Raw genomic sequence first — 24,375 nt, forward strand, 5'->3', positions numbered from 1 at the left:
GCCAGATTCCCTGTCTTAACCAAGGATGCCCAAAGGGGTAGGGGTGTGGTTGGGTATGGCTTGCCGGATTTCGTGGTCGCCGGCGTTCAGGTGGCCGCGTAGGATTTCGCTATAGATATCGCGGTAATCCGTGCGCCAGGGGAGGTGGTTGCCTTCGAGGCCGGGCCAGTCGGCGCCGCCGTTGAGGGCGACACCGTGGTTGGCGCCGCCGAAGACCATGGCGACGGAAGCATGGCCGTGGTCGGTGCCGTGGCTGCCGTTTTGGTGCAGGGTGCGGCCGAATTCGCTGATCACCAGAACGACCACGTTGTCTAAAGCATCGGGGCCCAGATCTTGGTAAAGTGCTTGGATGCCTCTGCTTAAGTCCGCCAACAAGTTGGCGTGGTTTCCCTGGGTGACCTGGCCGGGAACAACCTGGGCGGCGTGATGATCGTAACCCTCGTGATTGACCATAACGGCTTCGATGTTGAGTTCGCTGGGTTCATCCTTGAGCATTTGGGCCGCGTGTTTGAGGCGGTACCCTAAATCGGTTTCAGGATATTCCGCTTCGTTGGCCGGTTGGTAGCTGTCGGCGTTTCGATCCTCAAAACGATCAAACATCGCGAGCAAACTTTCCGTGGTGCGCTTGAGTGCGGGTACGCGGTGGTCGTGGCCTTCGACGGCTAAGGTGCGCAATGCATGTTCGTAAGCGTCCCGTTCGTTCGCCGCCAAACGGCCGTGGAGCGGCATGTTCAACAAACCGAAATTGTTGCTGACTGGGACGGTGTAGGGACCGGTCATGGTTTGCGAAACATTGGCCGCGACCATCAGCGCACGGAACGGGCGAGCCGCCGGGTCCGCGGCGAAGAATCGGTTTAACCATCCCGAGCCGCGGCGGTTCCCCGGCTCCGCGGTTTCCAGGAAGGACTGGGCGACGAAGTGGGAGGTATTCATGGATGGGTAACCCACCGCATGCACGAAACTCGCCTTACCCGCGTTGATGATGTCGGAAAGCGGTGCCAAGGATGGATGAAACCCAAAGAAGGGACTCGGATTGAGGGAGAGCAAATGTTCGTTGGGGATGGATAAATCGGGCCGCATGGCGCGGTAGCGTTGTTGTTGCTCGCGATCACCGACCGGGGCCAGGGTGTTGATCGCGTCATTGCCGCCGCGTTGGAAAATGACCACCAACTTCTTGAGCTCATTTTTTTGGGTGCGACCGCGTTTGGGTTGCCTTGCGAGGAGGGGGACTGCCGCGCAACGCGCGAATGATAAGCCGGCGGCGGTTAAAAAGTGACGTCTTTTCATGAGGAGCCTCTCTTGAAATGCTATTGCACGTTAAACGCGGGAAGGCGCATGTAGAGGTTGATGGTTTGGGGCAAACGGTTGTGGACACGATGGTTGTCGTCCAAGCGTACGTCCTGCATGCTGCCGTTGGTGAGCCATTCCTCGGTGATCCGGCGGACGGTGGGATGGCTTTGGCCGTGGGCAAACATCAGTTCCATGAAACGCAACGCTTCATAGGCGGTGTGCAGCCCGTAATTTCGGCGGAGGACGTCGATGTTGAGCGAGGGTGTACCCGCGTTGGTTTGGTTGGTGGTCAAGTCATTCACGATTTGCCAACGGTAAAACACGGCGTTCGTATCGACCCATGCATCGTTTCGTTCGGAAAAACCGGTGGGTTCCATGAAATGGAAAAGGTTCATACCCAGTAGGTTGAATCCACTTTGACTGGTGCCCTGATGGTCCCGTGCACCCAGTGCCCGTTGCCCGGACACCCAAAATTCCAAGGGCGTTTTGATCTTGTTACGGCGGAAGCGCGGATCGTTGCGGAATTGAGGATGGTGGAACAAGGTGCGCAACACCTCGCGGATGCTGCCGTCTGCTTCCAGGTAGGTTTCCATACAGGCGCTGACGATTTCCGCGGGCGGTGTATCGGCTACAAAGAATTGACAGAGTTTGGTGCTGATAAATTCGGCGGTGTGGGGTGATCGAGCAAGATGTCGGATCAGCGCCAAGCCCTGGCCAAGGCCTTCGTTGCCGGCTAGGGTGATGCCGAGAAGGTGTTTTTCGCCGAAATCGTGGCGCCCGGGGTTGAAGTAAAAGCGGCCGTCCCGTTCGCGCCAGCCGGTGAAACACCGCGCCGCCGCCACGATATCTTCGTAAACATAGCCGTTGTCTTCCCCGTGGCTGTGTAGTTCGAGGATTTCACGCGCGTAGTTTTCGTTGGGCGCGCCGACCACGTTGGTGGCGCTGTCCAGATAGCGGGTCATCGGCACATTCAGCGCGGAGGCGAGGAGTAGGTCTTCGAAGCGGCCCAGCGCGAGCGCACGGAAGCGGTCGTTTTCACGGCGTTCCTCCCGGACGGAAGCCGTTTTGGTGAGGTCGGTGTTGAAATGGTTTTCCCAAAACCAGGTCATGACCTCTTCCAATTGCCGTTCCGAATGCACCATGCGCAGAAGCATCCGTGCGCGTAGGTTGTTGCTGTTAGCGTCCGCGTCGAAGAAGGTTTGGTCCTGTTCCACCAGGGGCGATTGCGGTACCGTTTCCGGGTTGAGTTGGGCCTCTAGCCAGGCATCGATGCCCATGGTTAGGATGGTTTTGAGGCTTTCGGGAGAGGGACCGAACGCCGCGCGGTGGAGGACATGCAGGGCTTCGGCGACCTCCGCATCCTTGGTTCCGGGTGGAACCGGGTCAAAAGGTTCGCCGACGGTCCAATAGGCGGGGGAGGCTGAATCGTTTTGCCGTAAGACCCGGTTTGCTTGGTCGTTGACGGCAACTTCTTCGGGGCTGAGTGCGCGGCTGTAAAGTGCCAAGACGTTGGTGGTACCAAACATTTCGCGAAATCGCAGCGTTTGGGTGTTGTGGAACCGGTTGGGAACGGGGCCGCCGGGGGCGCGAAATTCGGGTAATTCGGAACCGTTGAGGTACACCCGCATCGCGGTTTCGTCGTGGGTGACCACAAAATGGTAACGCGTGTTGGTGTTGAGTCGGGCGAGGTGGTGTTCGCCGTTGAAATACCGAAATCGGAGTTGGTTCCCGACCAAAAAGAAGTGGAGAAAGGGGTCATGAACGACGCTGCGCCACTCGAGCATGATGATCCGTCGGGTGGGAATGGGCGCGGGTCGAAAAACGAAATCGAATTCGAAGGTAAAAGCGCCGCTTGCTTTGACCGCCTCACCGAAGTGCGAGCCCGCCGCGGTGGAACCGATCTCAAATGGTCCGCTGCTGGTGAAGCCGCCTTGTTCGCGTGGCATGACGCGGGTATCGGCCCATAGGTCGTACCCGTGTTCACCGGAATCCGCGAAAAGGCGCTCCTTTTCGAACAGATATTCGGCAATGAGGTCGCCGCCCACGCGGCCGGGGTGGCCCTGATTATGGGTGAAATCGGGTACGGCGATGCGGTCATGGTCAAGATGGGAAAGCAGCCGTTCGGGGACGTTTTGCCAGTCGAACCCAGGACCACGCCAGGTGAATTCGTGGAAAGGCGAATGGAAGAATTCGGTGTTGGCGATTTCGAGTTGGTGGTAGCCGCGTTCTAAAAAGATCGGCCGATTGATTCGGTCGCGTTCTGCTTGGGTGATCAAGGGTTGCCCGTGGATGCGTAGCTGGGCCGCTTTATTGCTAAAAAGTCGGAAAAAGTAGGTTCCGGCTGTTTCGATCCAAATTCGGCCCCGTTTCCAGGTGGTTAAATCTCGGCCAATTAGACGGCCGTCCAATTGGAGTCGGCCGCCGTCGCGAAAACGCCCGATTTCGGCGGTGGTGCTAATGGTGCTGATGACCGGGGTGGCCGCGGTACCGATGGTGTGGGCGTGGATGCCGGGGCCGTTGTTGTAAAACAGGGTGGCAAGGCCGGGATTTCCAGGTTGGTTGTCGTCGTACTGTAGCACCAGTTCACCTGCGACCTGCCGGTTTTCCCCGGTTACGGCCCGCCAGGGGATACGGTTTAAACCGGGTTCGAGATCGAGGTTGTGGTGGATGACACCGTCATTGACGGGGATATCGCGTCCGTTCAGTTCGAATCGATAATTGGTTTCAGGGCTCAGGAGTGAAATCGTTAGGGGGCGTGGGGACTGGGTGACCCGGCTGAAATTTGGCTGCGAAAAGTGGACGCTTAATGCCGTGTTGGCATGGGGTGGCGGCGTGGTTCGATTGTGCCAGAGGTAGGTGGGGTCCACGGTGACAAGGTGGGGGCCGATCACGCTTCCCGTCGAAGCCCATGCGAAGATGATTTCAGGGTTGCCGGTATGGTGAACGGTATCGACGGCGAGTTCGTAAAGGCCGGCGTCCAGGTTGAGGACCACCTCGCCTATGAAAGGGGCCGCGGCGTATTCGATCAGGGTTTGGTGGTCCAGTGAGAGCCGGGCACCATGGCCGCGAAGCAATTGCAAGCGGTACTCGGCATCCTCGGGGACCTGAAGAAAGCCGCGAAACTCGGCGCGAAATGCTTGGCGCATGTCGCTGTTGAGGAAAACCGCATCGCTGCCGTCATCGTCGAGACGGGGCGTTACGTGCACCGCGGCGGGGCTGAAACCGGGTTGGTCGGTATCCCGAAGGGTGAGGTTTGGTTGCACCGCGCCTTCCGCAAAACCGAAATAGGAACCGACCAGGCCGGGGCCCAGTTGAAGACAGCTGGTTTGGCGGACGAAATCAAGCACGGTAATGCGGCGATCACCGTCGTAGTCGGCAACTTGATGGGTTTGCGTGAGGGTGGGCGCGGCCCAGAAACCGAGGTTTGCATTCAAATCCTGGCGGCTTTGGCCGGGCACTCCGTCCCGTTCAAAACGGCCGCATGGTTCACCTGTGGTTTGGGCCCAGGCACAGGGCAACCCCAGTAAGAGGCATAGGAAGCCCCTTCGAAGATCGTTCATTGGATCTCTCCCGTCTGGTATTCGATCAACGCGCAACAGGCGTTGAAGCACTGGCGACCCCGTGTGATGAAACCCAAGAAAAGGTGGTTTTTCGATCAGGCAAGAAGGAAGACCCGGCATCCATGGGAGATGGTTGGGGGATTCTTCAAGCGGGGGGCCGCAGGGCTCGAGCCCTTAAGGGGCAATTCCTATGCCGGCCGCGCTGTTGTTGTTTTTGGGTGAGAATGCGCGCTTGCTCACGCTTTCGCGGTGTGTTTTGTGTGGTCGATCATTTTCCTGTCGTCGGTTGTGAAATGATCGGAACCATTGGGCGCGGGACCTGTCACGCTCCGAGGTTCAGGTGTGCCTCGGAAGGTTTCACCGTGGCGGAGGAGCCGTTTCAGGGGATTGGGGCGGGTGCCGGCTTGCCGCCAATCAAGCGCTTGGCAAGGGGGGACCTGAACCATGAAGGTCCCAAAACGGAGAAAGGCGTTAACCTTTCGGTTAACGCCTTTCATGTTGGCTCCGGTGCACGGACTCGAACCGCGGACAAGGTGGTTAACAGCCACCTGCTCTACCAACTGAGCTACACCGGATCAATTTTTAGCGCCGAAGTGTGCCGCGCTGAGTGGAGATTCTCTTTCATCTTGGCGATTGAGTCAACGCTTTTTTGAAAAAAATGTTGGAGAAATGGGCGAACCCTTGGTGGACCGAGGACCTCGCCTTTTGGTGATGGGCTCGCCGGGGACGGCTCCCGTCTATTTATTTGGTGCTGTTGGCTAACCAGCCGTGATGAAAGGGGTTAAAGCGCACATTTCGGGGCTTTGGCGGTGCTGAAAACAGGCTTGTGATCTGAAAGCGTGTTCAGTAATTGGTCCCGTGCTAAGATGGCGCCGATTTTGGCCGAGTCCCCAAAAATGGTGCTCGGCCCCATGCGCGCGCGGGCTGTTTTTGTCCCCTTGTGTGTCCGAGGTTCGGCGGCGCGGGTATGGGTTTGATGCATCTTGTTCTGCCCGAGGTGGGTTTCCTTTTTTGGGTGACCCCCCTGTTCTGTTTCCCTTTTTTCCGCCCGCAACCATCGGCTGTCGCCACGATTTTCCGGCGCACATGCCTCTCTTGCCGATTGGACGCTTGTTCCCCAACCGCGGCCCCGTGCCGCATGTTCGTCGCTCCGGTTGGACGACCCTTGATAAGGATCTCTCATGTTGTACCTACATGGTGCGGGGCATTTCCACCCTGAAAACATCATCGACAACGCATTTCTGGAAAGCCTCGATATTGGAACGGATACCCAATGGACCCTCGACCGGGTTGGTATTCATCAACGCCGCACGGTGTTGCCGCTTGACTACATTCGCCACACCCGCAATCACAATCCCCAGGCCGCCGAGGAAGCCGCCGTCTACACCAACGCGCGTACCGGCGCCCACGCCGCGCGCCTCGCCTTGACGCGGGCCGGTCTCACCCCTGACGATGTTGGTTTGGTTGTCGCCGGCGGCTGTTCACCGCAATACAGCACACCGGCCGAGGCCTCGGTGATTGCGGCCGAGTTGGGGGTTGATGCGCCCGCCTTCGACCTTGGCACCGCTTGCTCGAGTTTCGGCACGCAACTGCATTTTATTCGGCATATGGATGCCGCCGCGCTGCCGGACTACATTCTTATTGTGAACCCCGAGAACAATACCCGCATTGTCGATTACAGTGACCGCCGAACCGCCGTCCTCTGGGGGGATGCCACCAGCGCGGTGATTGTTTCGCGTACGGTCCCCGGTCCCTGGCGGCTGTGTTGCTCTGATTTTAAAAGTGATCCCAAGGGATGGAACAAAGTGCACATCAAACGCGGCAGCCACTTTCAGCAGGACGGGGCCGCCGTGCAAAAGTTCGCGATTACTAAATCGGTGAGCATGGTGAAGGGTTTGCGTGCGCGGTGCAACCATCAGGGCGATGACTTCTTTTTTATCGGTCACCAGGGGAATTTGCGTCTGTTGGGATCCGTGTGTAAGCGGGCCGAGATTCATGCCGACCGTCATTTATTTAATGTTGATCGCTTTGGTAACGGTGGGGCCGCGGGCGCACCCAGTGTGTTTAGTCAGAACTGGGAGCGGTTTCAGCGTGGGGACCGCGTCATGATGGTGATTGTCGGCGCGGGTTTGGCCTGGAGTGGCATGTCGCTGCAGCGCGTTGCCTGAGGAATCGGCGGTGGAAACGGTTCGCCTTCGCGGTGGCCGTTTCGCCGTAAACCTTGAATTTAGGCAAAAAAAATAGGGATCTGCAGAGCAGATCCCCTATGGCACACTAGACGTGTGAATGAGCCACAGTTAGGAAGCGGTTCGGAAAAGGTGGGGGAAGGTGACTGACTTCCCCCGGTTGCCTCGATGAGGCTTTCTTTCAAGGGTAATTGGTTGGCGAGCGGTGCGCTCTAGCCTTGCTTTCCCTTAAAGCGAAATCGGTGCCACTTTTTTTAAGGATGCTTAAATCGTTGGTACCGTAGGGATTAGGTTTTTTTCTTAGCAATTGCATCAAAAAGCATGGTTGGATTGCACGAAAATGCATGGTCGCTTGGGGTGCTTGCTTTTTGAATTCTGGGAGACTTTCTGCGATTGGTGCAGGTTTTTTGTTTTTAATTGACTTGAATAAATATACTTATAGATGGTCTGCACGAAATTGCAATGTGGTTTTTAGGAGGTGATAGATGCACGAATGTGCATGAACTGTTGCCCAGGTCACAATTTGGCACCGCAAAATTTACAAAACTGGGCATCGTGATCGTGTCCTTCCTTTGCGCATTCCGGGCAGGCTTGGGTTGAGACCTTGAAATCGCGGCGGGCGTGGTTCAGTTCGACCGTGACGATCCCGGTCGGGACCGCAATGATGGCGTAGCCTAAGATCATGGCAATGGCCGCGAAGAACTGCCCCAAGTCGGATTGCGGGGAAATGTCGCCGTAACCGACCGTGGTGATGGTGACGATGGCCCAGTAAATACTGCGGGGAATGCTGGTGAAGCCGTGCTCTTCCGATTCAACCAAGTACATCAGCGATCCCAGGATGGTGATCAAGGTGATCAGCAAGACCAGGAACACGGTGATTTTGCGGGTGCTGGCGCGAATGGCGCGCACAATGTAATCCCACTCGTGGAGGTACTGCGCCAGCTTGAGGATGCGCCAAATCCGTATGGTGCGCAGGGTGCGGATAACCAAGAGGTATTGGGTTCCCGGAAAAAATAAACTCAGGAAGGTCGGCAGAATCGAGAGCAGGTCGACGATTCCGAAGAAGCTGGTTGCGTATTTGAGCGGTTTGCCCACGCAGTAAAGCCGGGCGATGTACTCGATCGAAAACAGAATGGTAAAACCCCATTCGGCGGCCAGGAGGATGGTGCCGTAATCGGCGCGGATCGATTGAACGGAGTCAAGCATCACCGCCAAGACACTGCCGAGGATACCGACGATCAGCAAGAGATCGAAGGCGCGGCCCGCGGGGGTGTCGGCTTCAAAAATGATTTCGTGCATTTGGTGACGCAAGGCGTTCATGGTTGGTACTCCTAGGGCGGATGCGTGGTGGCGGTGTCCGGGTGATGAGGCGCGGTTGAATGGGTAAACGGGAAAACCCCGGTGCTAGCGAAAGCCGGCCAACCAGGTTTGGAAGAAGGTTTGAAAATCAATTAAGTTATTGGCTCTGGTTAGGTTGTGCTTTTCGATGAAGGGATTTGAGTTGGGGGATAGGTGGATTATGGGGCGCCCATATGCGTGGGCAAGCCGGATTTCCGAGGCCGTGCCGGCGCCGCCGGGCAGCGCCACCACCAGGTCCGCGCTCAGTACATTAATCGGGTTGCGAGAGAGCGGGTCTTCACCCCGTTCCCCCGAGTAGGGGAGGTGGGTGCGGATCGGAAGTTCAACCCAGGGGTTAGGGTAACCCGGTTTGGGTATCGTGGGTGTTTCGCGGGTTGCGCAGGGGAGGACACCCACTACCAAGCCGCGTCGACCGGGTGTTTCGTAAAAGGCGCGGGACACCGCGGCCATGGTGCCGCCACCACCGCCGGTCAGTAGGTGGACCGGTTGTTGCGCGAGGAACCGGCCTAAATCGGCGGCGAGTGGCAAGCCGTCTTCGCTGCCGGAACCCATGACGCCGATGATGGGCAACCTGGCCAGAACCATGGTGGCCTCCTGTTCCGGGGTATCGCGCCATTGTAACGGAGCGCCGCTTTTACGCCAAGCCGACAGCGAGCCCCAACCTTTGATGTGGGCTTTTGCTTGGAACGATCCCACGTGTGGGATTCAGACTGGTGATCGGCTTTGCTTCAGGAATGACCGCGCTGTATCATTAGGGCACTTTATTCCGTGTTTCTGAGTCCGATTTGAAGGATGTTTTGTGAATCCCAAAGGTTTTCCGGCCGACCGGTTGGCCGCGGCACTCTTGGCCGAAAAACCGGTTTTGCGCGACAAAATCCAGGCCGGGGTGCCCTGTTCGCCCGAACAGGTTCCGGCTTATTTAACCGAGGTGCTGCGGTTCATGGCCTTGATCGCTTGGTCGAAACAACGGCTGACACCGCCGCGCAAACTGGACTTGGTGTGGCATGAATTCATTCTTTGTACGCGTCTTTACCATGGTTTTTGTCACCAACATTTTGGGCGTTTTATCCATCACGATCCCGGCGGGACCGATGCCGAGAACGCGCGTCAGTACCGCAAAACCCTTCAGTTGTTCAGCATGTTTTTTGGTGCCGCCGACCCTGAACTTTGGGGTTGTGGTGCGCTTCACGCTCAGGTCGCCTGCGGGGCTTGTGAGGGCGACGCGGTGGTGCCGGAATCCTCGGCGGCCGACCCCAACGATCTATAACGGGAGTTTGTATGTTTCGATCAGCGTTATTCACCGTGGATCCGTCCAAGGTGACCGAAATTCAAAAGGTGAAACCGCGCAAGGCTTTTAAGCGATTGCTTTATGTGCTGACGGTCGGTTTGGTAAATGAAAAAGAAGAAATTGAGACTTTTGCCGCGATTTGTGTGTTGCAACAGTTTTATCAGGTGTTTAAACGCCTCGGCATTACCAACATCGTGCGGCTTGCCAAAGACGACATGGACCTTTACTTCGATGCCGAGGGCAAGGAAGACGATCTTCAGGAAGCCATTGACGCTTTTATGCTCAAGTTCGATCACATCGAATCTGAACTGTTCAATTCTTTATACATGGTACTGGAGCATCGCCACGAAAACCTGGAGTACCTGATCCAAGTGCGGGTGAACCGCACCCATGCCGTCGGACAACACCCGATTGAAGTGGAAATTGACGGGGTTATGTGTGATTTCGCCGCCAAACCCGGCGAGGACGCGAGCCGAGTAAAACAGAAAATGAAACCTTTGTTTGACGATCCAGTCCGGTATGCGGGCCATGAACAAGTGTTCCGCGCCGAGTTTGACCGTTTTGTGGCCAAAATTCGTCGCGAGGTGCGGGCCATTATCCCCTCTGACGACATCCAACAGGAACAAAAAACCGTGATTGTGCGAACGCACCGACGTTACACCAAACCCACGCCCTTTCACCATGCTCATGCAGGCGCCAGTCCCGTTTTTCACGATTACCACGGATGGGGCGATGCCGCGTTTTACCTGTTGTTGTGGGGCGAAATGTTGGCGGATTCCGAGGTTCGTTTGTCGGATGTGACCGTGATAGACGAGGCCGGCAGCACCGTGATGGAAGTCTTCGACACCCCGATAGACGTAAAGGACGGCGACTTTTTCGATCCCGCCACCGCGTTGGAAATTCCCGCCGCATGGCATTCCTTGGTGGGGGTTGGGGAGGATGTTTCGGTTGAAGAAACGCGCAAGGGCGCCACTTCTTGGTTTTTTTCGAGTGACGGCGACGGCGGCTTTTGGGACCTCGGGGGCGGCGACGGCGGCTGTTCAAGCTGCTCGAGCTGTTCCAGTTGTTCCAGTTGTGGTGGCTGTGGCGGTGACTGATGGGCGCCCGATTTTCCCTCCTAGACAACCTTGACGAAGCGGCCCGTGCCGAAATCATTGGCGGCGCTTCCGAAATGTCGGTAAGCGCCGGGACCGCTATTTTCCATCAAGGGGAACCGGCCGACGCCTGTTACCTGGTGGCGCGGGGCCGCGTTTTGCTGCGGCAGCTTAATGCCGCCGGCGAGCAAGTCATCCATCGTTGGGCCGTCGAGGGCGAGTTGTTTGGCGGGGTGGCGGCTTGGAGCGGTGCCGCTTACCCGCTCAGTGCGACCGCCAACCTCGATACCAGGTTGTATCGCTGGCCGGGCCCGGGCCTTTTTGCCCTGATGCAGGCCCATCCCGCTTTGCTCACCCACGCCTTGCGGTATGTTTCGCGCCGGTTGATTGAAGCCCAAAATCGCTTGTGTGAGCAGGCGACCTTATCGATGCCGGCCCGCTTGGCCCGACGTCTGCTGGCCTTGAGTGAAGGACCGGCGCCCGGAACCCGTGTGCCGATTGAGGGGTTGTCGCGGCGGGATTTGGCCGAAATGTGTGGTACCACCCTCTACAGCGTGAGTCGGCAATTGCGGGCTTGGCAGGAGCAGGGGTTGCTTGTCTGTGGCCGGCGGCACATCCGTATCATCCGAAGCGAAGCCTTGCTGCGGCAGGCGGGTCAGTGATGATGCGCTGCTTTGGGTTGTGTTTTTAGCTTGGGGAAGCGATGGGCGGCATAATCGCCGTGACAGCCGATGCAAGCTTCCACCAAGCGACCGAAGAACATCGCGCTGAGTTCGGCGTCGCCGGCCAGGGCCGCGTCGTGGAGCTTTCCGGCCAACGCGTGAAAGCGCTGATCCCGTTTGATAAATTCCGCGGGCAGTTGCCGGTGCAAGGCCGTGCGCTGTTCGGGGGTGAGTTTCTTTTTTAGCACGAAGCTGTCTTGCATCTGATGGGCCTGGACCGCCACGGGATACAGCGCGCCTCGTGCCAGCAGGCCGGGGATTTTGTTCACGCTTTCTTCCAATAACTTCATTTCCTCGATCAACAAGGCGCGTAATTCGGGGGAGAGGGTCGGGGTGGTGGGCGGGGTACCCGCGATGAGGGTGGTGAGCAATAAAACGAACATCATGTGACCTCACAATAGAATGTGGCGCAAAGGTAGAACCTAAGAAACGCGCGTTATCGCGCTTCTTAGGTTGAACCACCGGCTGTCACGCGCGGTGCGTATGGGTGGCGTTTCCTTTGCCGCGTGGTTGATTGTCAACGCAAACCGAATGATTCACTTTGCGCCGGCGCAAACTGACATGATGTTCCAGTGATATATCAAAAAAGAATTGACACCGGTTCCACCCATTGTTAGGTTGCAGTTACTTTTTAGCTGGGAGAGGTTGCACCGATGCGTTTCGTCATCTTTTCACTACTTTTGAGTTCCTTGTTTGTCTCCGCCGACGATTTACACAAGCTATTTGAGGCGGAACGGCAATGGCGCCATCGTGAATATCCGATTTCCGCCACCGCCGAGGGCGTTCACGATTACGATGACCGTTTGTCTTCCAACACGCCCGCTGATTTAAAGCGGCGTACCGAGGCCTTACGTGCCTTTCGCAAACAGGCTGAAGCGGTTGACCCCGCAACCCTATCCACCCGTGACGCCGTTAGCCGCGCCATTTTTATCGAACTCCTCAGTGACGAGATTCGCGATTACGCGTTGGGGGGCTTCCGACTCGGTTTGACGGCCGAATCCGGGTTCCACTCCTCCCTGGCGAGCCTGCCGCGCTACACCCGCTTTAAAACGGCTAAGGACTATGAGAATTACCTCCGCCGTCTCGCCCAATTTCCACGCTACTTCGCCGAACAAACCGCCTTTTTACAACAGGGCGTCGACACTGGCTGGACCTTGCCAAAGGGTTCTTTGACCCGCATTGCCGGTACCATTTCGGCCCACGTCATTGACGATCCCCGCCAAAGCACCTTTTACGCCCCGTTCCTGGAAAAAGCGGATGGGGTCGAAACCGTTGTTTGGGAAAAACTGCAAGCTAAAGCGGAGAAGGTTGTTCGCAATGCGGTGATTCCCGCCTACCGCGATTTTCATGCTTTTATGGTGAACACCTATATCCCCGCCGCCCGTGATGACCTTGGGGCAAGTCAGTTGCCCAAGGACGGCGCCGCTTATTACCGCCACGTGATCAAACGCTATACCACCCTTGATTTGGACCCCGAGGACGTGCACCAAACGGGATTGGCCGAGGTGAAACGCATTCGCGCCGAAATGCAGAAGGTGATTGAAGCGGTGGGTTTCGAAGGGGATTTTGCCGCGTTTTTGAAATTCCTGCGCACCGACCCCCGGTTTTATGCCAAAACCCCGGAGGAGCTGCTGCAGCGTGCTTCCTGGATTTGTAAGCGTATGGACGGTGCCTTGCCCCGGCTCTTCACGCGCTTGCCGCGTCAACCCTACACGGTGGAACCCGTGCCCGATTACCTGGCTCCCGGCTACACCGGTGGCCGTTATGTTCCCGCTTCGATTGAAAGCACCCAGCCCGGGACTTATTGGTTGAATACCTACGATCTGAAAAGTCGCCCGCTTTACATACTGGAGGCATTGAGCTTACATGAGGCCGTTCCCGGCCACCACCTCCAGAGCGCGCTGTCGCAAGAGTTGGGCGACCTGCCCGCCTTCCGTCGCAACCTGTACCTTTCCGCTTTTGGCGAGGGCTGGGCGCTTTACAGTGAATACCTCGGCCTGGAAGTGGGTTTTTACCAAGATCCCTACAGTAATTTCGGCCGCCTGACCTACGAAATGTGGCGCGCCTGTCGTTTGGTGGTTGATACCGGGATTCATGCCAAGGGTTGGACGCGGCAACAGGCGATTGATTACCTGGCGAGCAACACGGCGCTTTCAATTCACGAATGCACCACGGAAACGGATCGCTACATTACTTGGCCGGCCCAGGCGTTGAGTTACAAGATCGGAGAACTCAAAATCAGAGCCCTTCGCACGCAAGCCGAGCAAACCCTCGGAAAGCGTTTCGACAAACGCAAATTCCATGACGCGATTTTGGCCAACGGCAGTGTTCCGCTTCCGATTCTGGAACAGGCGATTCAGCGCTTTATCAAGGAAGAGGCCGCCAAGGGTTAGGTCCTTAAACCACGGCCGCAATCATTTTTTGCCGATGGCGAAGGTGTAGAGGTGGAGGCTTTCGTCGTCCTTCACCAGCATCTTCCCGTCGAAGAAAACCGGCTCCGCCCAGACCGTGCTTAAGTCGAAGCTGTATTCTTTAACCAAGGCGAATCCGCTGGGTTGGGCCGTGAACAGCCGTAACCTGGCATCCGTGGACAAGGCCGCGACTTGGTTGCCGATAAGCTGAACCGCCGCGTTTTTGCCCATGCGTGCCGGACCTTGCCATTGGGTTTTCCCCGTGGCTGCATCCATGGCGAAGAAACGACCTTTTCCCTTGTAGGACATACCGTACAGGGTGCCCTTGTACAGGACCGGGTTGCTCATGTACAGCACCTCTTCTTGGTTGACCCAGCGTTTTTCCGTTTTCCATTTCCCCTTTTTTCGCGACAGCGCCAAGGCCATGGTTTGGCGTTCGACCCCGGAAATGATCACCGTGTCGCCCATCACCATCGGCGAAATCGCATTCTCCCGCCAGGTCGACGTGAAGGGGACTTGCCACAGCAGGGTGCCGGTTTTCGGGTCGAAGCCGTTGAGGAACTTTTGGGTGAGTGTCACCATGTGGTCCTCGCCCGCGACCTTGGCGATGACCGGCGAGGCGTAACCGGGAATATCACCGCGCCATTGCCACTTCTCAGCCCCGCTTTCCACATCAAAGGCGCTCATGATCCCTTCCGATTCGTTGCCGATATGGACGATCACCGTGTTGCCGTAGATGATCGGTGAAACCGAATTACCGCAAAAATACTTGCGGGTGTCCGTCAGGTCCCCGTTGTAGGTCTTTTTCCAGAGGACCTTACCGCTTGCCGCGTCGAGGCAGTGAATTTGCCCGGTGGTGCCGACCGTAAACACGCGACCTTGGTGGTAAAGCGGCGTGGAAAAAGGTCCGTTACCAAAGCGAAGCGCCGCGGGATTTTCCTTAAACGAAATGGGATAACTCACCTTCCAGGCCGATTTCCCGGTTTTGAGCGAGATGCCGTGAAGGTGTTCGGTGTCGTCCGTATTGCTGAGTACATAAATGTGACCCGCCGCCACGATGGGTGAACCGTACCCCTTGCCAATGGACAGGGACCAAAGTTTGGCGGGTTGGTCCGGCCAACGCGTCGGTAGGTTGAAATGAGCGACCGTGCCGTCTCTTTGGGGGCCGCGCCATTGTGGCCAGGGTTGTTCCGCGCCGGAACTGAGCAAACAGAGCAGAAGGCAAATCGGGGTCATGGGAAACTCCATAAATAAAGTAAGGCCGCGCGGGCCGGCTGGATGAAGAACGTGGTTGTTGCTAGTGTACGCGGGCTACGCAAGTAAAGGTTGCCTTTTTCACGGGGTCAACCACACGAGGATCTGAAGCGGGGCGCTCCGTTTTAAAACGTGGTTTCGGCCAAAAGCGCGTCCCAAAATTGGCCTGCCACTAGGCCGGGTGGGCCCGCCGCGCGGCGTACCAGATGTTGCTGTGACTTGCGAATCGGGAAGCCTTCGACCGGCAGGGCCACCAAGCGGCCGTCCGCCAATTCCCCGCGAATATGGTATTCGGGCAGACCGCCCCAACCCATGCCCGCCATGATGATGTGTTTTTTACTGCTGATATCGGTGACTCGCCAATGGCGCGCGCCAAAGACCACATCCCGAGATTGTTCGGGTGAATGACGGCTGCTATCCGCCACCAGCACTTGCACGAAGGCCGCCACGTCGTCGCGGCTCAACGGATGCGTGTGTTGGGCGGCGGGGTGGTCGCGGTGAGCCACGGGAATAATGGGAACCGTGAGCAAGGGCGCCGTCACGCATAACCCCGGGTCAATGCCGTCCAGGGTCGTGATTGCAAAAGCCGCCAAACCGTCTTGAACCCGTTCCCAAGGACCGCCCATCATTTCCATCGACAGGTGAATCCGCGTGGCGGGGAACCGGTTTTGAACTTTTTTTAACGCGCGCAGGACCGGATCCAATGGGCAAATTGCGTTGACCGCCACCGCCACCTCGTTTTCTTCCGGTGTTGCCAAACGGGCCGCGACCCCTTCGAGAACCGCAAACTGGTGCAGGGTTTTCACCGCTTGATCGTAAAAAATCCGACCTTCACGCGTGAGTTTTGGCCGGTAGTGATCGCGATCCAAAATGAGGAAACCACAGGTCTGTTCGAGCTTTTGCACCATCTTGCTGACCGCCGGCTGGGATTTGAACAACACTTCCGCCGCCGCCCGAAAGCCGCCGTGTTCTACCACGGCCTGAAGCACCCTTAGCTGTTCGTGCGTCATATTTTTAAGTCCTTGATAGCTTTTAGTTATCAGAATGAGGAAATAATAACATTGGATTCTGTTCGTCGCCGCGTTTATCTTTGGTGTCGGGATGAGGCCTCACCCAAACCGCAAGAAATAATGTTGTTGGAGAATGTAATGACAGCAAGCATCGATACCGTTCTAATTACCGGCGCGACCCAAGGTTTGGGGTTTGATATGGCGCGCGGCTTCTTGGCAGCCGGTTCGCGGGTTGTTCTGAACGGCCGCAACGCGGCCAAGTTGACGCGTGCCGCCGACGCCTTGGGCGAGTCGGACCGCGTCGCAACCGTCGTCGGCGATATTGGCGATCCCGCAACCGGGCGGCGTTTGGTAGACGAAGCCCTGGCGCGTTTCGGCCGCGTCGACGTGCTCATTAATAATGCGGGAATCTTCGAGCCCAAGCCTTTTTTGGAAGTTGAAGAGACCGATTTACTGAAGTTTTGGCGCACCAACTTACTGGGGACCTTTTTTACCAGTCAAGCCGCGGCGCGGGTCATGAAGGTCCGTGGTGGTGGGGCCATTATTAACATCGGCACCGTTTTGATCGACCATGCCGCCAAGGCTTTCCCGGTCACCGCGCCCATGACCAGCAAAGGCGCGGTGCACGGCCTCACCGTAAACCTCGCCGCCGAGCTGGCCGACGACAACATCCGTGTCAACACCATCGCCGCCGGCATCATTCGTACCCCGCTGCACAACCCCGAGCAGGTCGACCAACTGGCGGGAATGCATCTGCTTAATCGAATCGGCGAACCGCGCGACATCACCGAGGCCGCGTTGTTCTTGGCACAAAACAATTTCACCACCGGCGTCATCTTGCCGGTAGACGGCGGCAATGTTGCCGGCCGCTAACAAAACATCAAGAAGGAGTGTGTTTCATGCCGTATGTGAATATCAAAATTACCGATGACGGGGTAACCCCCGAGGAAAAACGTGCACTCATTGTCAAAACCACCGCGGCGCTTCAAGAAGTGCTGGGAAAAGAGCCCGAGCACACGATGGTCGTTATCGAGACCCTGCCGCGTGAAAATTGGGGGCGCATGGCCAAACAGTACGGACCCAATGGGTTCACTTAATTCGGTTCGCCACTGGACCCGCGGCGCGAACGTGTCGCGGGTCGCTCCCTATGTTCCGATCTTCCACGGTAGATGTCCTGCAGAACTTGGTGCCTTTTTTTGCCCGACAACTGTGCCAAAAGTCGGGTTAGGCGGCGATCCGGGTGGCTGGGTCGCACCAAATCGAGGGCGACAAGGTAGTGTTGGGCGTCCAGCCCGAACGGGAAACGCCGGGACAGGACTTCTATGAGTTCTTGAGATGATGCCGACATGGTTACCTCCCGCACCGACAGGTTTTTTAACGTGGTTGCGGTTACTTACTGTTGAGGCCGCGCAGCATGGCGGTACAGCGTTTCAACCGTTCTTGGATTAGGTGCATCGATCGTTGGTGTTGGTTGAGACGTTGATGCAAGAGGCGCAGGCGTCGGTGGACGCCTTCTATTTCCGCCGTTCCACGTGCCGCCTCTAATCGCTGTTCGGCCAGGGTGTCGTGCAATTGGCTTAATCGCACTTCTAGGCGCGGCTGGTTGGTTGCGCTCATGAGCGTTTCCCCCGTGCCGGTTGGCTTCGACCCAGAGGTGTTGGAAACAACCCGATGACCTCGACTTGCTCAGAGAAGAATTGGAACTGGAGGCCGAGAAAGGTCCAGGCCGATTTGAGATGCCGAAAGCGGCCGACAGCCTGCCGCGCCGGTGGTTGTTTGGGGCGGATGCGGGTGATGCTCGGCAGCTTGGTTTTGTGAGACCAGGTAGGCAGGCGCGTGTTCAATGCGAGGTCCGGCAAAACCAGGCAGTGTTCATGGAGGCTTCCCGCCGGGACCTGGGTGTTGTGGGTGACAATGGCGTCGCGTACAACACTGTTGCGCCCAACGTGAACGCCGTCGGCCAGGGTGGCGTAGGGCCCGATCGTGCAGCCTTCCTCGATCACCACCCCTTCGCCGATCAAGTTGGGACCCATGAAGGTGCAATCTTTGGCGATCTTCGAGTGGGCCCCTATGAGAATATCTTTGCCCTCCACAAAGTTGGTGTACCGGTTCAGCTCGCGGTAATCGGCCAAACTTTTCAGGGTAAAGCTGGGGTCCGACAGCCGCAGGTTGCGGATGCCCTGGTTCTGCCGGCTCAGGCGTTTCACGATTGCCTCTGTCGAAACACCGGGTGCCATGGAGGCCACTTGGGCGAGCAAGGTCCTTGGCGCGATGTAACACAAGGGTTTGGTTTCGCGTCCAGCCGAGAACAGGGTGCTGTGATGGTAGATGCTGGGTAAAAAAAAGCTGCCGAGGAAGAGCCCGGACATCAGCAAAACCCCTTGGCCGGTGGCGGGTTCTTCCTCGGACAGCAAGCGAGGTAAGTCGTTGGCGTTGCGTTCGGGCACCACGGAAACGGAGACACCCTGAACCTTGCGGCGCTGCAAAAAGAGGCGGGTGTCGCGGTGCCCCGTGCGCAGGTTGATCAGGATTTTCCGAAACCCGCATTGGCGCAGCCAAGCTATTTGTTTTTCGATAAGGGTTACCCGGCCGACAGGCAGCAGTGGCAGTGCCATGGCGGCTTCCGCGGCGACCATTTCCTCGGGGACGTGGTGGTAATCAATGACAACCGGAATCGTCGCCGGGGCGGATACGGTCGAAACGGAAGCAAGGTGTGAAACATGGCTCATGGGGTGACTCCTCGTCGGGAATGGGTTGCCTGTTCGGCGCGATACCTTAGAGCAGTGCCTGTGCCGGCTTTTATGAAGATGTTTAAGTGCTTGTAAAAAAAAGAGTTTGTTCTGTAGATGATTAGTTGAGACAAGTCTGAGACACAGGTGTTGTCTCAGAATGTGTCTCAGGGTGTGCCCTTGTGAGACGTGTCTCGCCTCGGGAAAGAACCTCGTGTGACGCAGCCCAAATCCCCGCCGTCACCCGAGCGACTGGGCCCGGGGTCGGTGAATGCGCTTCGGGGTGCCGATCCTTGACTCGGTTTTCAGGGTTGTGGAACTTATCTCTAACCCGCATTTCTCACAAGGAATTCTGCTACGGGGCAACCCATGCGATTACGAGGGTTTGCCTTCCGCGGGGCGGCCGGCCGCTTTACTCGGTCGAGCCGCCTTCGCCTCAGCTGCTACGCCGAATGGTCGGACCCCTGTGCCGTGGCTTGGTCGTAATCTTCGCACTAACAAGGCTTTCACCTTCTCGCGACGAATCCTTGTGAGAACCGCGGGCTAAGTGAAAAGGATCCAAAGGAAATTTGTTCACAGGGGTTTGGGTTGGCCGCACGCGTTCGCGGTGATCGGTGAATCATGCTGGGGTGCGTCTTTTCGGAAGGTGTGACCGAGGCTACATTCCCGCGGGTCCTTGTAAGATCGCTTTCCTTTTCCTTCGACTTTGCCCGGATGTCACCCATAATGAAGATGAAGACAGACAAAAATTCGTCTGATTCATTGCCACAAGTTCCGATCTGTTAACCAGATTTGTCGGAATATCAATATAGAATTTTTGTGGCCTGGGTGTTTCCGACCTATTATTCGCGTCCTTGTGTCCCTAATGTGCTTCCACTTCTCGTTTTTCGGAGGTATTTCTGTGGGCGTTTTTATTCGTATTGCCAAAACTCCCAAGGAGCTCGATGAGCTATTCCAACTCAGACATCGCGTATTTGCCGAACAAGACCGTTTGGCCCCCCTCTCTCCCGACGGCCGGCTCGCCGGTCGTTTTGATGCATTCCCCTCTACTGTCAATTTGATGGCGGAACAGGCGGGGATCGTTGCCGGGGGGGTGCGCTTGACCCGAGGTATTCAAGCCGGCGATCCCGCCCGAGCCTACTTTGACTTCAACCCGTTTATTCAAGCGCAACACCTTAACCCCGATCAGGTTCTATTTTGCAGCATGTTGTGTGTCGATCCCGCCTTTCGGGGCCAACAACGACTCATTCAAAACCTACTGTTGATGACTGCTTATTATGCCTATCACAACGGCATGAGCCATCTACTCGCACCCGTTCGCCCCACCGTGGTGAAGAAGTTGACCGGGATGGGCTTTCGCCCCATTGCCGAAACCTTCACCCAAGCTGAGACCGGGTTGGTTATTTGCCCCATGGCTTTGGCTTTGGGAGATTTACCCGAATCTTTTTTGCGATTTATTGAAAATCAGCAAATTCATCACTATACCGAAAACTTTGAACGCGCCTTTTTTGAGCCGGGTGAGACCGTGATCCATGCCGGCGACAAAGGACGTGAAGCCTACTACATCGTCGATGGTTCTGCCGATGTGCTGGTGCGTCAGGGTGAGGCACGCCGTTGTGTCAACCAATTGGGGCCCGGTGATCTCTTTGGCGAGCTTGCCCTGTTGACCGAGGACGCGCGCAGCGCCGATGTGGTTGCCACGAGCCCGTTGGATACCATGGTGCTTGGCCGTCATTGGTTTCAAAGTCACATCATGAACAATCTCGACCATGTCGGCGCCTTGCTGCGTTTGATGGGCGGTCGGCTAAAAAAGACCTTGTGTCAAATTCATTAAACACCGTGGTCTGAAATCCGGTTCCCGACTCGCCTCGCGTGGGTTGGGCGCCGCTTCTTAGGTTTCCACAGGGGTAGACCCCTGCTTGTGTTTGGTAGCGGTTCACCCAAAAGACCGGCTTTTGGCTCGCCGGTGTTTGGCCGGCGTGTGTCCCCGTATCATTCAAAAGGAAAGTTGTATGCAAGTTTCTGAAAAAAAATGTTTTATCGAAGATCTTGTCAGCATTTCTGTTGCTGATCATGCCGTTTATCGGCCCCTTGTGTTTTCCGCTTCAAATCCCGCCCAGTGGCATGCCCTGCAATCTTTATGTGCGACGGGACGCGTGGTTCGTTTCGTGGATGCGTTGGGCCCACAGTTGCGGGGCCTGGCGGGTATCCGTTTCCCCGAGGGGCCCTTGCAAGAGCCCGCTTACCAGGCGTGGTGCGATGCGCTGCTGCAAGGCGCATCGCCGCGCAACTGGGGGAATTACGTGTTTTACCCTTGGACCGGAACTCTGGTTCAGCTTCTTCCCGAGGCTTTGTTTCGCGAACTGCGCCTCAACCGTAACCAGAACAAAATTACCGCTGCTGAACAAGCCGTCCTGTCACGCCAAACGGTTGGTCTGGTTGGGCTTTCTGTCGGGAACGCGATGGCGCTGACCATGGCCATGGAAGGGTGTTTCGGCGCCGTCAAGTTGGCGGACTTTGACACCCTTGAATTGTCGAACATGAATCGGATCCGTGCCTCCGTGACCGACTTGGGGTGTGCCAAAACCGTGCTGGCCGCGCGTCAAATCGCCGAGCAGGATCCCTACCTCCAGGTATCTTGCTTTCACGAGGGCATTCACGATCACAACCTCGCCGAATTTTTTGATAGCCCGCGACTCGATGTTTTGGTCGAAGAATGTGACGACATGGCCTTAAAGGTTCGCTTGCGTCACGAGGCCAAAGCGCGCCGCATTCCCGTGATTATGGAGTCCAGTGACCGCGGCGTGCTTGATATCGAACGTTTTGATTTGGAACCGGATCGGCCAATTTTTCACGGTTTGGTGAAGGAGGAGGCACCGGTGGCGGCGCGCGATCCTTTCGCGCGCATGGACTTGGCCTTACAAATTAATCGGATTCAGGACGTTTCCCCGCGTATGCTGGCTTCCATTCTGGAAATCGGTGATACCTTGACCACCTGGCCGCAACTGGCGGCCGATGTGGTTGCCGGCGGCGGCCATGTCTGTCACGCCGTACGCGCGGTTGCCCTCGGTTGGGTGCAGGGCTCCGGCCGCTGGATCCTCGACGGCCTCGGCGCCTTGCAGCAAGCACCTCTGTTAACCGGGCCGGCCGAAGCCTGTACAAAACCCGGCCCTGATTGTGCTGTGGAGCAGGCCACACCGGAGGGGATGAATCCGAGGCTACACGCGCTGCTCGATGCGGCCCGGCTTGCGCCTTCGGGCGGCAACAGCCAACCCTGGCGGTTCCACGTGGACGAGGACGGTTTTTGGGTTCGCGCGGAACACGCGGGCGTTGTCCAGGCCCTTGACTTCGACCGCGGGCCAACCTGGATGGCCCACGGGGCGGCGGTGGAAAATGCCGCGATTCAAGCCGCCGCGTTCGGTGGCCGTCTCACCGTTTCTCCTTTTCCATTTCCCGATCAACCCGATGTCTCCGCGCGCTGCACCTGGTCAGCCGAACCGGATCGATCCGGCCTGCCCCAACTCGCCGGCGCGCTTGGGGCTCGCTTGACCTCGCGGCAAGGCCCGCCGGGAGGTGAGGCACCCCCTTTTCCTCTTGAGCGACTCCGCGATCTGTTCCCCCAAAACCTAAGCCTTCAGTGTTGGCAGGATCCGGCCGCGCGTACCCGCATGGGTGAATTGCTTGCGGTGGGTGAACGTATTCGTTGCCTTCATCCCGAGCTGCATCGCGATTTGTTCCATGAGATCTACCGCGATAACGGCGCCTTTTCACACCGGCGTACCGGAATTGAATACGGAGAACTGGATCTTGCCCCCGCGCAAGCACTTGCGGTTCGCCTGCTCGAGCGGCCGGAGGTCGTTGCCGAGGTGCGTGCTGTAAACGGCGCACGGGGTTTATGTGCCGGCTTTGCCGCACCGATTGCTGCATCGCCCGCCTTGATCTCCCTCCACCTTGATCGAGACCGCCCCGGTGATTGGTTTGAATTGGGGCGCCAGGTGCAACGATGTTGGCTTTCCTTGCATCAAAATGGATGGCTGGTCCAACCCATCGGCACCACGCTGTTTCTTCTTCGCCTGGCTAAGCATCGTCCTGAGCTTGGCTTCAACCATCATGAAATCCACGAGCTCGAGCGGGTCTCCGCCGCGCTGCGGGGCGAATTCAACCTCAACACCGACCGTGCCGTTTTCCTAATGCGCTGTTTCCCGGGCCAACCAAGCCCTCGGCGTAGTCGTCGCAAATCCCTGGCCGAATTGGTACGTCTGGGTAGTCCCGTCCCCGTTTCTGATCAACCCGCAAGGTAAAGGTTTCGGAACCACGGGTGAGATTCTGGGAAAATTCCCTGGCCGATGCGCCATTTGCGAATCCCCTTTAATCGAATCCTAAACGAGAAAGGCGGCGGATGCCCGCCGCCCCTAAGGCCTTTTCCGTGCATCATCTTTTTAATTCGGCAACAGGACCCGATCAATGATGTGGATGACGCCGTTTTGCGCTTGGACATCCGAGGCAACGATTTTGGCTTGGTTTACATTGAGACGGCCCTCACGCAGCCTAAACTGCAAGTCGTCCCCGTTAACCGCGTGGGCCGATCCCACCCCGACTGCTTCATCGGCAAAGACCCGACCCTTTACGACATGGTACTTGAGGATCTCGGCCAGTTGGTTTCGGTTTTCGGGTTTCAGCAGGTTTTGAACCGTGCCCTTGGGTAACTTGGCAAAGGCATCGTCGGTCGGGGCAAAGACGGTGAATGGTCCCTGATTGGCAAGCAGACCGTCTAATTGCGCCGCTTTTGCGGCGGCAATCAGCGTCTCAAAGTCACCGGTACCGGCGGCGACCTGCACCAAATTTTGGTCACTGGGAAGCAAGACCTCGTCGATGACATGGATGATGCCGTTGGCGGTATGGATGTCGGCTTGCACCACCGAGGCACGTCCTACACGGACACCGGACGCCGTGTCAAAAGGCAAGCGCTGCCCGTTCAGGGTGGCGGCGCCGCTTTGGCGGGTAACCCGTTCGGCGTTGTAGGCGCCCTTGACCACGTGGTAGGTCAAGATGGCGGTCAAGGCTTCACGGTTTTCAGGTCGCAACAAGGACTGAACCGTCCCGGCGGGTAACTTGTCGAACGCGGCATCGCTTGGTGCAAACACCGTGAAGGGACCCTTCGCCTGCAATGCGCTCACCAGGCCCGCGCTGCCCAAGGCCGTTGTTAACGTTTTGAAGTTGCCGTTGGCCAGGGCTGTTTCGACCAGGTCCGGCCGGTGTGTCCGGTGGTTATCGTGGTAGGCAACCGTTTGACGTTCAGTATGCTGCTTGTACGCTTGATGCGCGGTTTTTTTCGAGCCGCACTGCGCCTCGAGTGAGGGGGCCGAAAGGAAGAGGGAAGCGAGCGATAAAAACAAAAACATCCGCATGGTGGGTCTCCTAATTGAACCAGAAGTGGGTCAACAAAAAGCTTTTTCCTCCGGGTCGGCCGAA

General features: G+C 57.3%; 20 protein-coding genes and 1 tRNA gene. 9 read left to right on the top strand and 12 right to left on the bottom strand.

The features are described from left to right. Positions 1-15: 15 nt before the first annotated feature. The 3 genes from J3U88_RS03005 to J3U88_RS03015 all read right to left on the bottom strand — a co-directional run bounded on the left by J3U88_RS03005 (position 16) and on the right by J3U88_RS03015 (position 5,425). The gene (locus J3U88_RS03005; protein ID WP_207856649.1) at positions 16-1,287 is read right to left on the bottom strand and encodes a DUF1501 domain-containing protein; all 1,272 of its coding nucleotides are present in this window, start codon (positions 1,285-1,287) and stop codon (positions 16-18) included. Positions 1,288-1,307: 20 nt separating this feature from the next. Beyond that, the gene (locus tag J3U88_RS03010) at positions 1,308-4,748 is read right to left on the bottom strand and encodes a DUF1800 family protein (protein ID WP_207856650.1); all 3,441 of its coding nucleotides are present in this window, start codon (positions 4,746-4,748) and stop codon (positions 1,308-1,310) included. 601 nt (positions 4,749-5,349) lie between these two features. Further along, positions 5,350-5,425, bottom strand: a tRNA-Asn gene (locus J3U88_RS03015). 606 nt (positions 5,426-6,031) lie between these two features. On the opposite strand from J3U88_RS03015, the gene J3U88_RS03020 reads away from it, so the two are divergent. Beyond that, positions 6,032-7,018, top strand: a complete 987-nt coding sequence (locus tag J3U88_RS03020; RefSeq protein ID WP_207856651.1) for a 3-oxoacyl-ACP synthase III family protein — start codon at positions 6,032-6,034, stop codon at positions 7,016-7,018. 534 nt (positions 7,019-7,552) lie between these two features. Here the strand turns inward: J3U88_RS03020 and J3U88_RS03025 are convergent. Together J3U88_RS03025 and J3U88_RS03030 are read right to left on the bottom strand one after the other, a co-directional pair. Beyond that, entirely contained in the window at positions 7,553-8,356 is an 804-nt protein-coding gene (locus tag J3U88_RS03025) for an ion transporter (RefSeq protein ID WP_207856652.1), read from the bottom strand. An 84-nt stretch (positions 8,357-8,440) separates the two neighbouring features. After that, positions 8,441-8,980 (bottom strand): SLOG cluster 4 domain-containing protein, encoded by a 540-nt coding sequence (locus tag J3U88_RS03030; RefSeq protein WP_207856653.1) that lies wholly within the window; start codon positions 8,978-8,980, stop codon positions 8,441-8,443. 214 nt (positions 8,981-9,194) lie between these two features. On the opposite strand from J3U88_RS03030, the gene J3U88_RS03035 reads away from it, so the two are divergent. Genes J3U88_RS03035 through J3U88_RS03045 form a run of 3 tightly spaced genes read left to right on the top strand, consistent with a single transcriptional unit; the run spans position 9,195 to position 11,439 of the window. Next, positions 9,195-9,662, top strand: coding sequence for a glycine-rich domain-containing protein (locus tag J3U88_RS03035; RefSeq protein ID WP_207856654.1), 468 nt, complete (start codon positions 9,195-9,197; stop codon positions 9,660-9,662). Positions 9,663-9,673: 11 nt separating this feature from the next. Beyond that, a complete protein-coding gene (locus J3U88_RS03040) occupies positions 9,674-10,780 on the top strand; it encodes a hypothetical protein (protein ID WP_207856655.1) in 1,107 nt (368 codons plus the stop codon). After that, a complete protein-coding gene (locus J3U88_RS03045) occupies positions 10,780-11,439 on the top strand; it encodes a Crp/Fnr family transcriptional regulator (protein WP_207856656.1) in 660 nt (219 codons plus the stop codon). Before J3U88_RS03040 ends, J3U88_RS03045 begins: the two co-directional genes overlap by 1 nt. Here the strand turns inward: J3U88_RS03045 and J3U88_RS03050 are convergent. Continuing rightward, entirely contained in the window at positions 11,433-11,885 is a 453-nt protein-coding gene (locus J3U88_RS03050) for a hypothetical protein (protein ID WP_207856657.1), read from the bottom strand. The genes J3U88_RS03045 and J3U88_RS03050 overlap by 7 nt on opposite strands. A gap of 267 nt (positions 11,886-12,152) precedes the next feature. On the opposite strand from J3U88_RS03050, the gene J3U88_RS03055 reads away from it, so the two are divergent. Then, complete coding sequence (locus J3U88_RS03055) at positions 12,153-13,892, top strand: DUF885 domain-containing protein (protein ID WP_207856658.1); 1,740 nt, start codon at positions 12,153-12,155, stop codon at positions 13,890-13,892. A 21-nt stretch (positions 13,893-13,913) separates the two neighbouring features. Here the strand turns inward: J3U88_RS03055 and J3U88_RS03060 are convergent, their stop codons facing one another. Both J3U88_RS03060 and J3U88_RS03065 read right to left on the bottom strand, forming a co-directional pair. After that, the gene (locus tag J3U88_RS03060; protein WP_207856659.1) at positions 13,914-15,146 is read right to left on the bottom strand and encodes a PQQ-binding-like beta-propeller repeat protein; all 1,233 of its coding nucleotides are present in this window, start codon (positions 15,144-15,146) and stop codon (positions 13,914-13,916) included. Between the two features lie 143 nt (positions 15,147-15,289). After that, complete coding sequence (locus tag J3U88_RS03065) at positions 15,290-16,174, bottom strand: LysR family transcriptional regulator (RefSeq protein ID WP_207856660.1); 885 nt, start codon at positions 16,172-16,174, stop codon at positions 15,290-15,292. A gap of 138 nt (positions 16,175-16,312) precedes the next feature. Here J3U88_RS03065 and J3U88_RS03070 point away from each other — a divergent pair, with 138 nt between their 5' ends. Together J3U88_RS03070 and J3U88_RS03075 are read left to right on the top strand one after the other, a co-directional pair. Further along, complete coding sequence (locus tag J3U88_RS03070) at positions 16,313-17,047, top strand: SDR family NAD(P)-dependent oxidoreductase (protein WP_207856661.1); 735 nt, start codon at positions 16,313-16,315, stop codon at positions 17,045-17,047. Between the two features lie 26 nt (positions 17,048-17,073). Further along, positions 17,074-17,271 carry a tautomerase family protein gene (locus J3U88_RS03075; RefSeq protein ID WP_207856662.1) on the top strand — a complete coding sequence of 66 codons (198 nt, stop codon included), beginning with the start codon at positions 17,074-17,076 and terminating at the stop codon, positions 17,269-17,271. Here J3U88_RS03075 and J3U88_RS03080 read toward each other — a convergent pair. The 3 genes from J3U88_RS03080 to J3U88_RS03090 are packed head-to-tail and all read right to left on the bottom strand — an operon-like array spanning position 17,268 to position 18,903. Beyond that, positions 17,268-17,522 carry a hypothetical protein gene (locus tag J3U88_RS03080; RefSeq protein ID WP_207856663.1) on the bottom strand — a complete coding sequence of 85 codons (255 nt, stop codon included), beginning with the start codon at positions 17,520-17,522 and terminating at the stop codon, positions 17,268-17,270. The genes J3U88_RS03075 and J3U88_RS03080 overlap by 4 nt on opposite strands. 41 nt (positions 17,523-17,563) lie before the next feature. Beyond that, entirely contained in the window at positions 17,564-17,791 is a 228-nt protein-coding gene (locus J3U88_RS03085; protein ID WP_207856664.1) for a hypothetical protein, read from the bottom strand. Next, positions 17,788-18,903 carry a nucleotidyltransferase family protein gene (locus J3U88_RS03090; protein WP_207856665.1) on the bottom strand — a complete coding sequence of 372 codons (1,116 nt, stop codon included), beginning with the start codon at positions 18,901-18,903 and terminating at the stop codon, positions 17,788-17,790. The genes J3U88_RS03085 and J3U88_RS03090 overlap by 4 nt, the downstream gene beginning before the upstream one ends. A 901-nt stretch (positions 18,904-19,804) precedes the next feature. Between J3U88_RS03090 and J3U88_RS34930 the strand changes: the two genes are divergently transcribed. Together J3U88_RS34930 and J3U88_RS03100 are read left to right on the top strand one after the other, a co-directional pair. After that, on the top strand, positions 19,805-20,737 hold the full coding sequence (locus J3U88_RS34930; protein WP_207856666.1) for an N-acyl amino acid synthase FeeM domain-containing protein: 933 nt from the start codon (positions 19,805-19,807) through the stop codon (positions 20,735-20,737). Between the two features lie 178 nt (positions 20,738-20,915). Continuing rightward, complete coding sequence (locus tag J3U88_RS03100; protein ID WP_207856667.1) at positions 20,916-23,204, top strand: Rv1355c family protein; 2,289 nt, start codon at positions 20,916-20,918, stop codon at positions 23,202-23,204. A 138-nt stretch (positions 23,205-23,342) separates the two neighbouring features. On the opposite strand, the gene J3U88_RS03105 is transcribed toward J3U88_RS03100, so the two are convergent. Then, positions 23,343-24,311 (bottom strand): fasciclin domain-containing protein, encoded by a 969-nt coding sequence (locus J3U88_RS03105; RefSeq protein ID WP_207856668.1) that lies wholly within the window; start codon positions 24,309-24,311, stop codon positions 23,343-23,345. Positions 24,312-24,375 lie beyond the last annotated feature (64 nt).

The sequence above is a fragment of the Acanthopleuribacter pedis genome, assembly GCF_017377855.1.
Lineage (GTDB): Bacteria > Acidobacteriota > Holophagae > Acanthopleuribacterales > Acanthopleuribacteraceae > Acanthopleuribacter > Acanthopleuribacter pedis.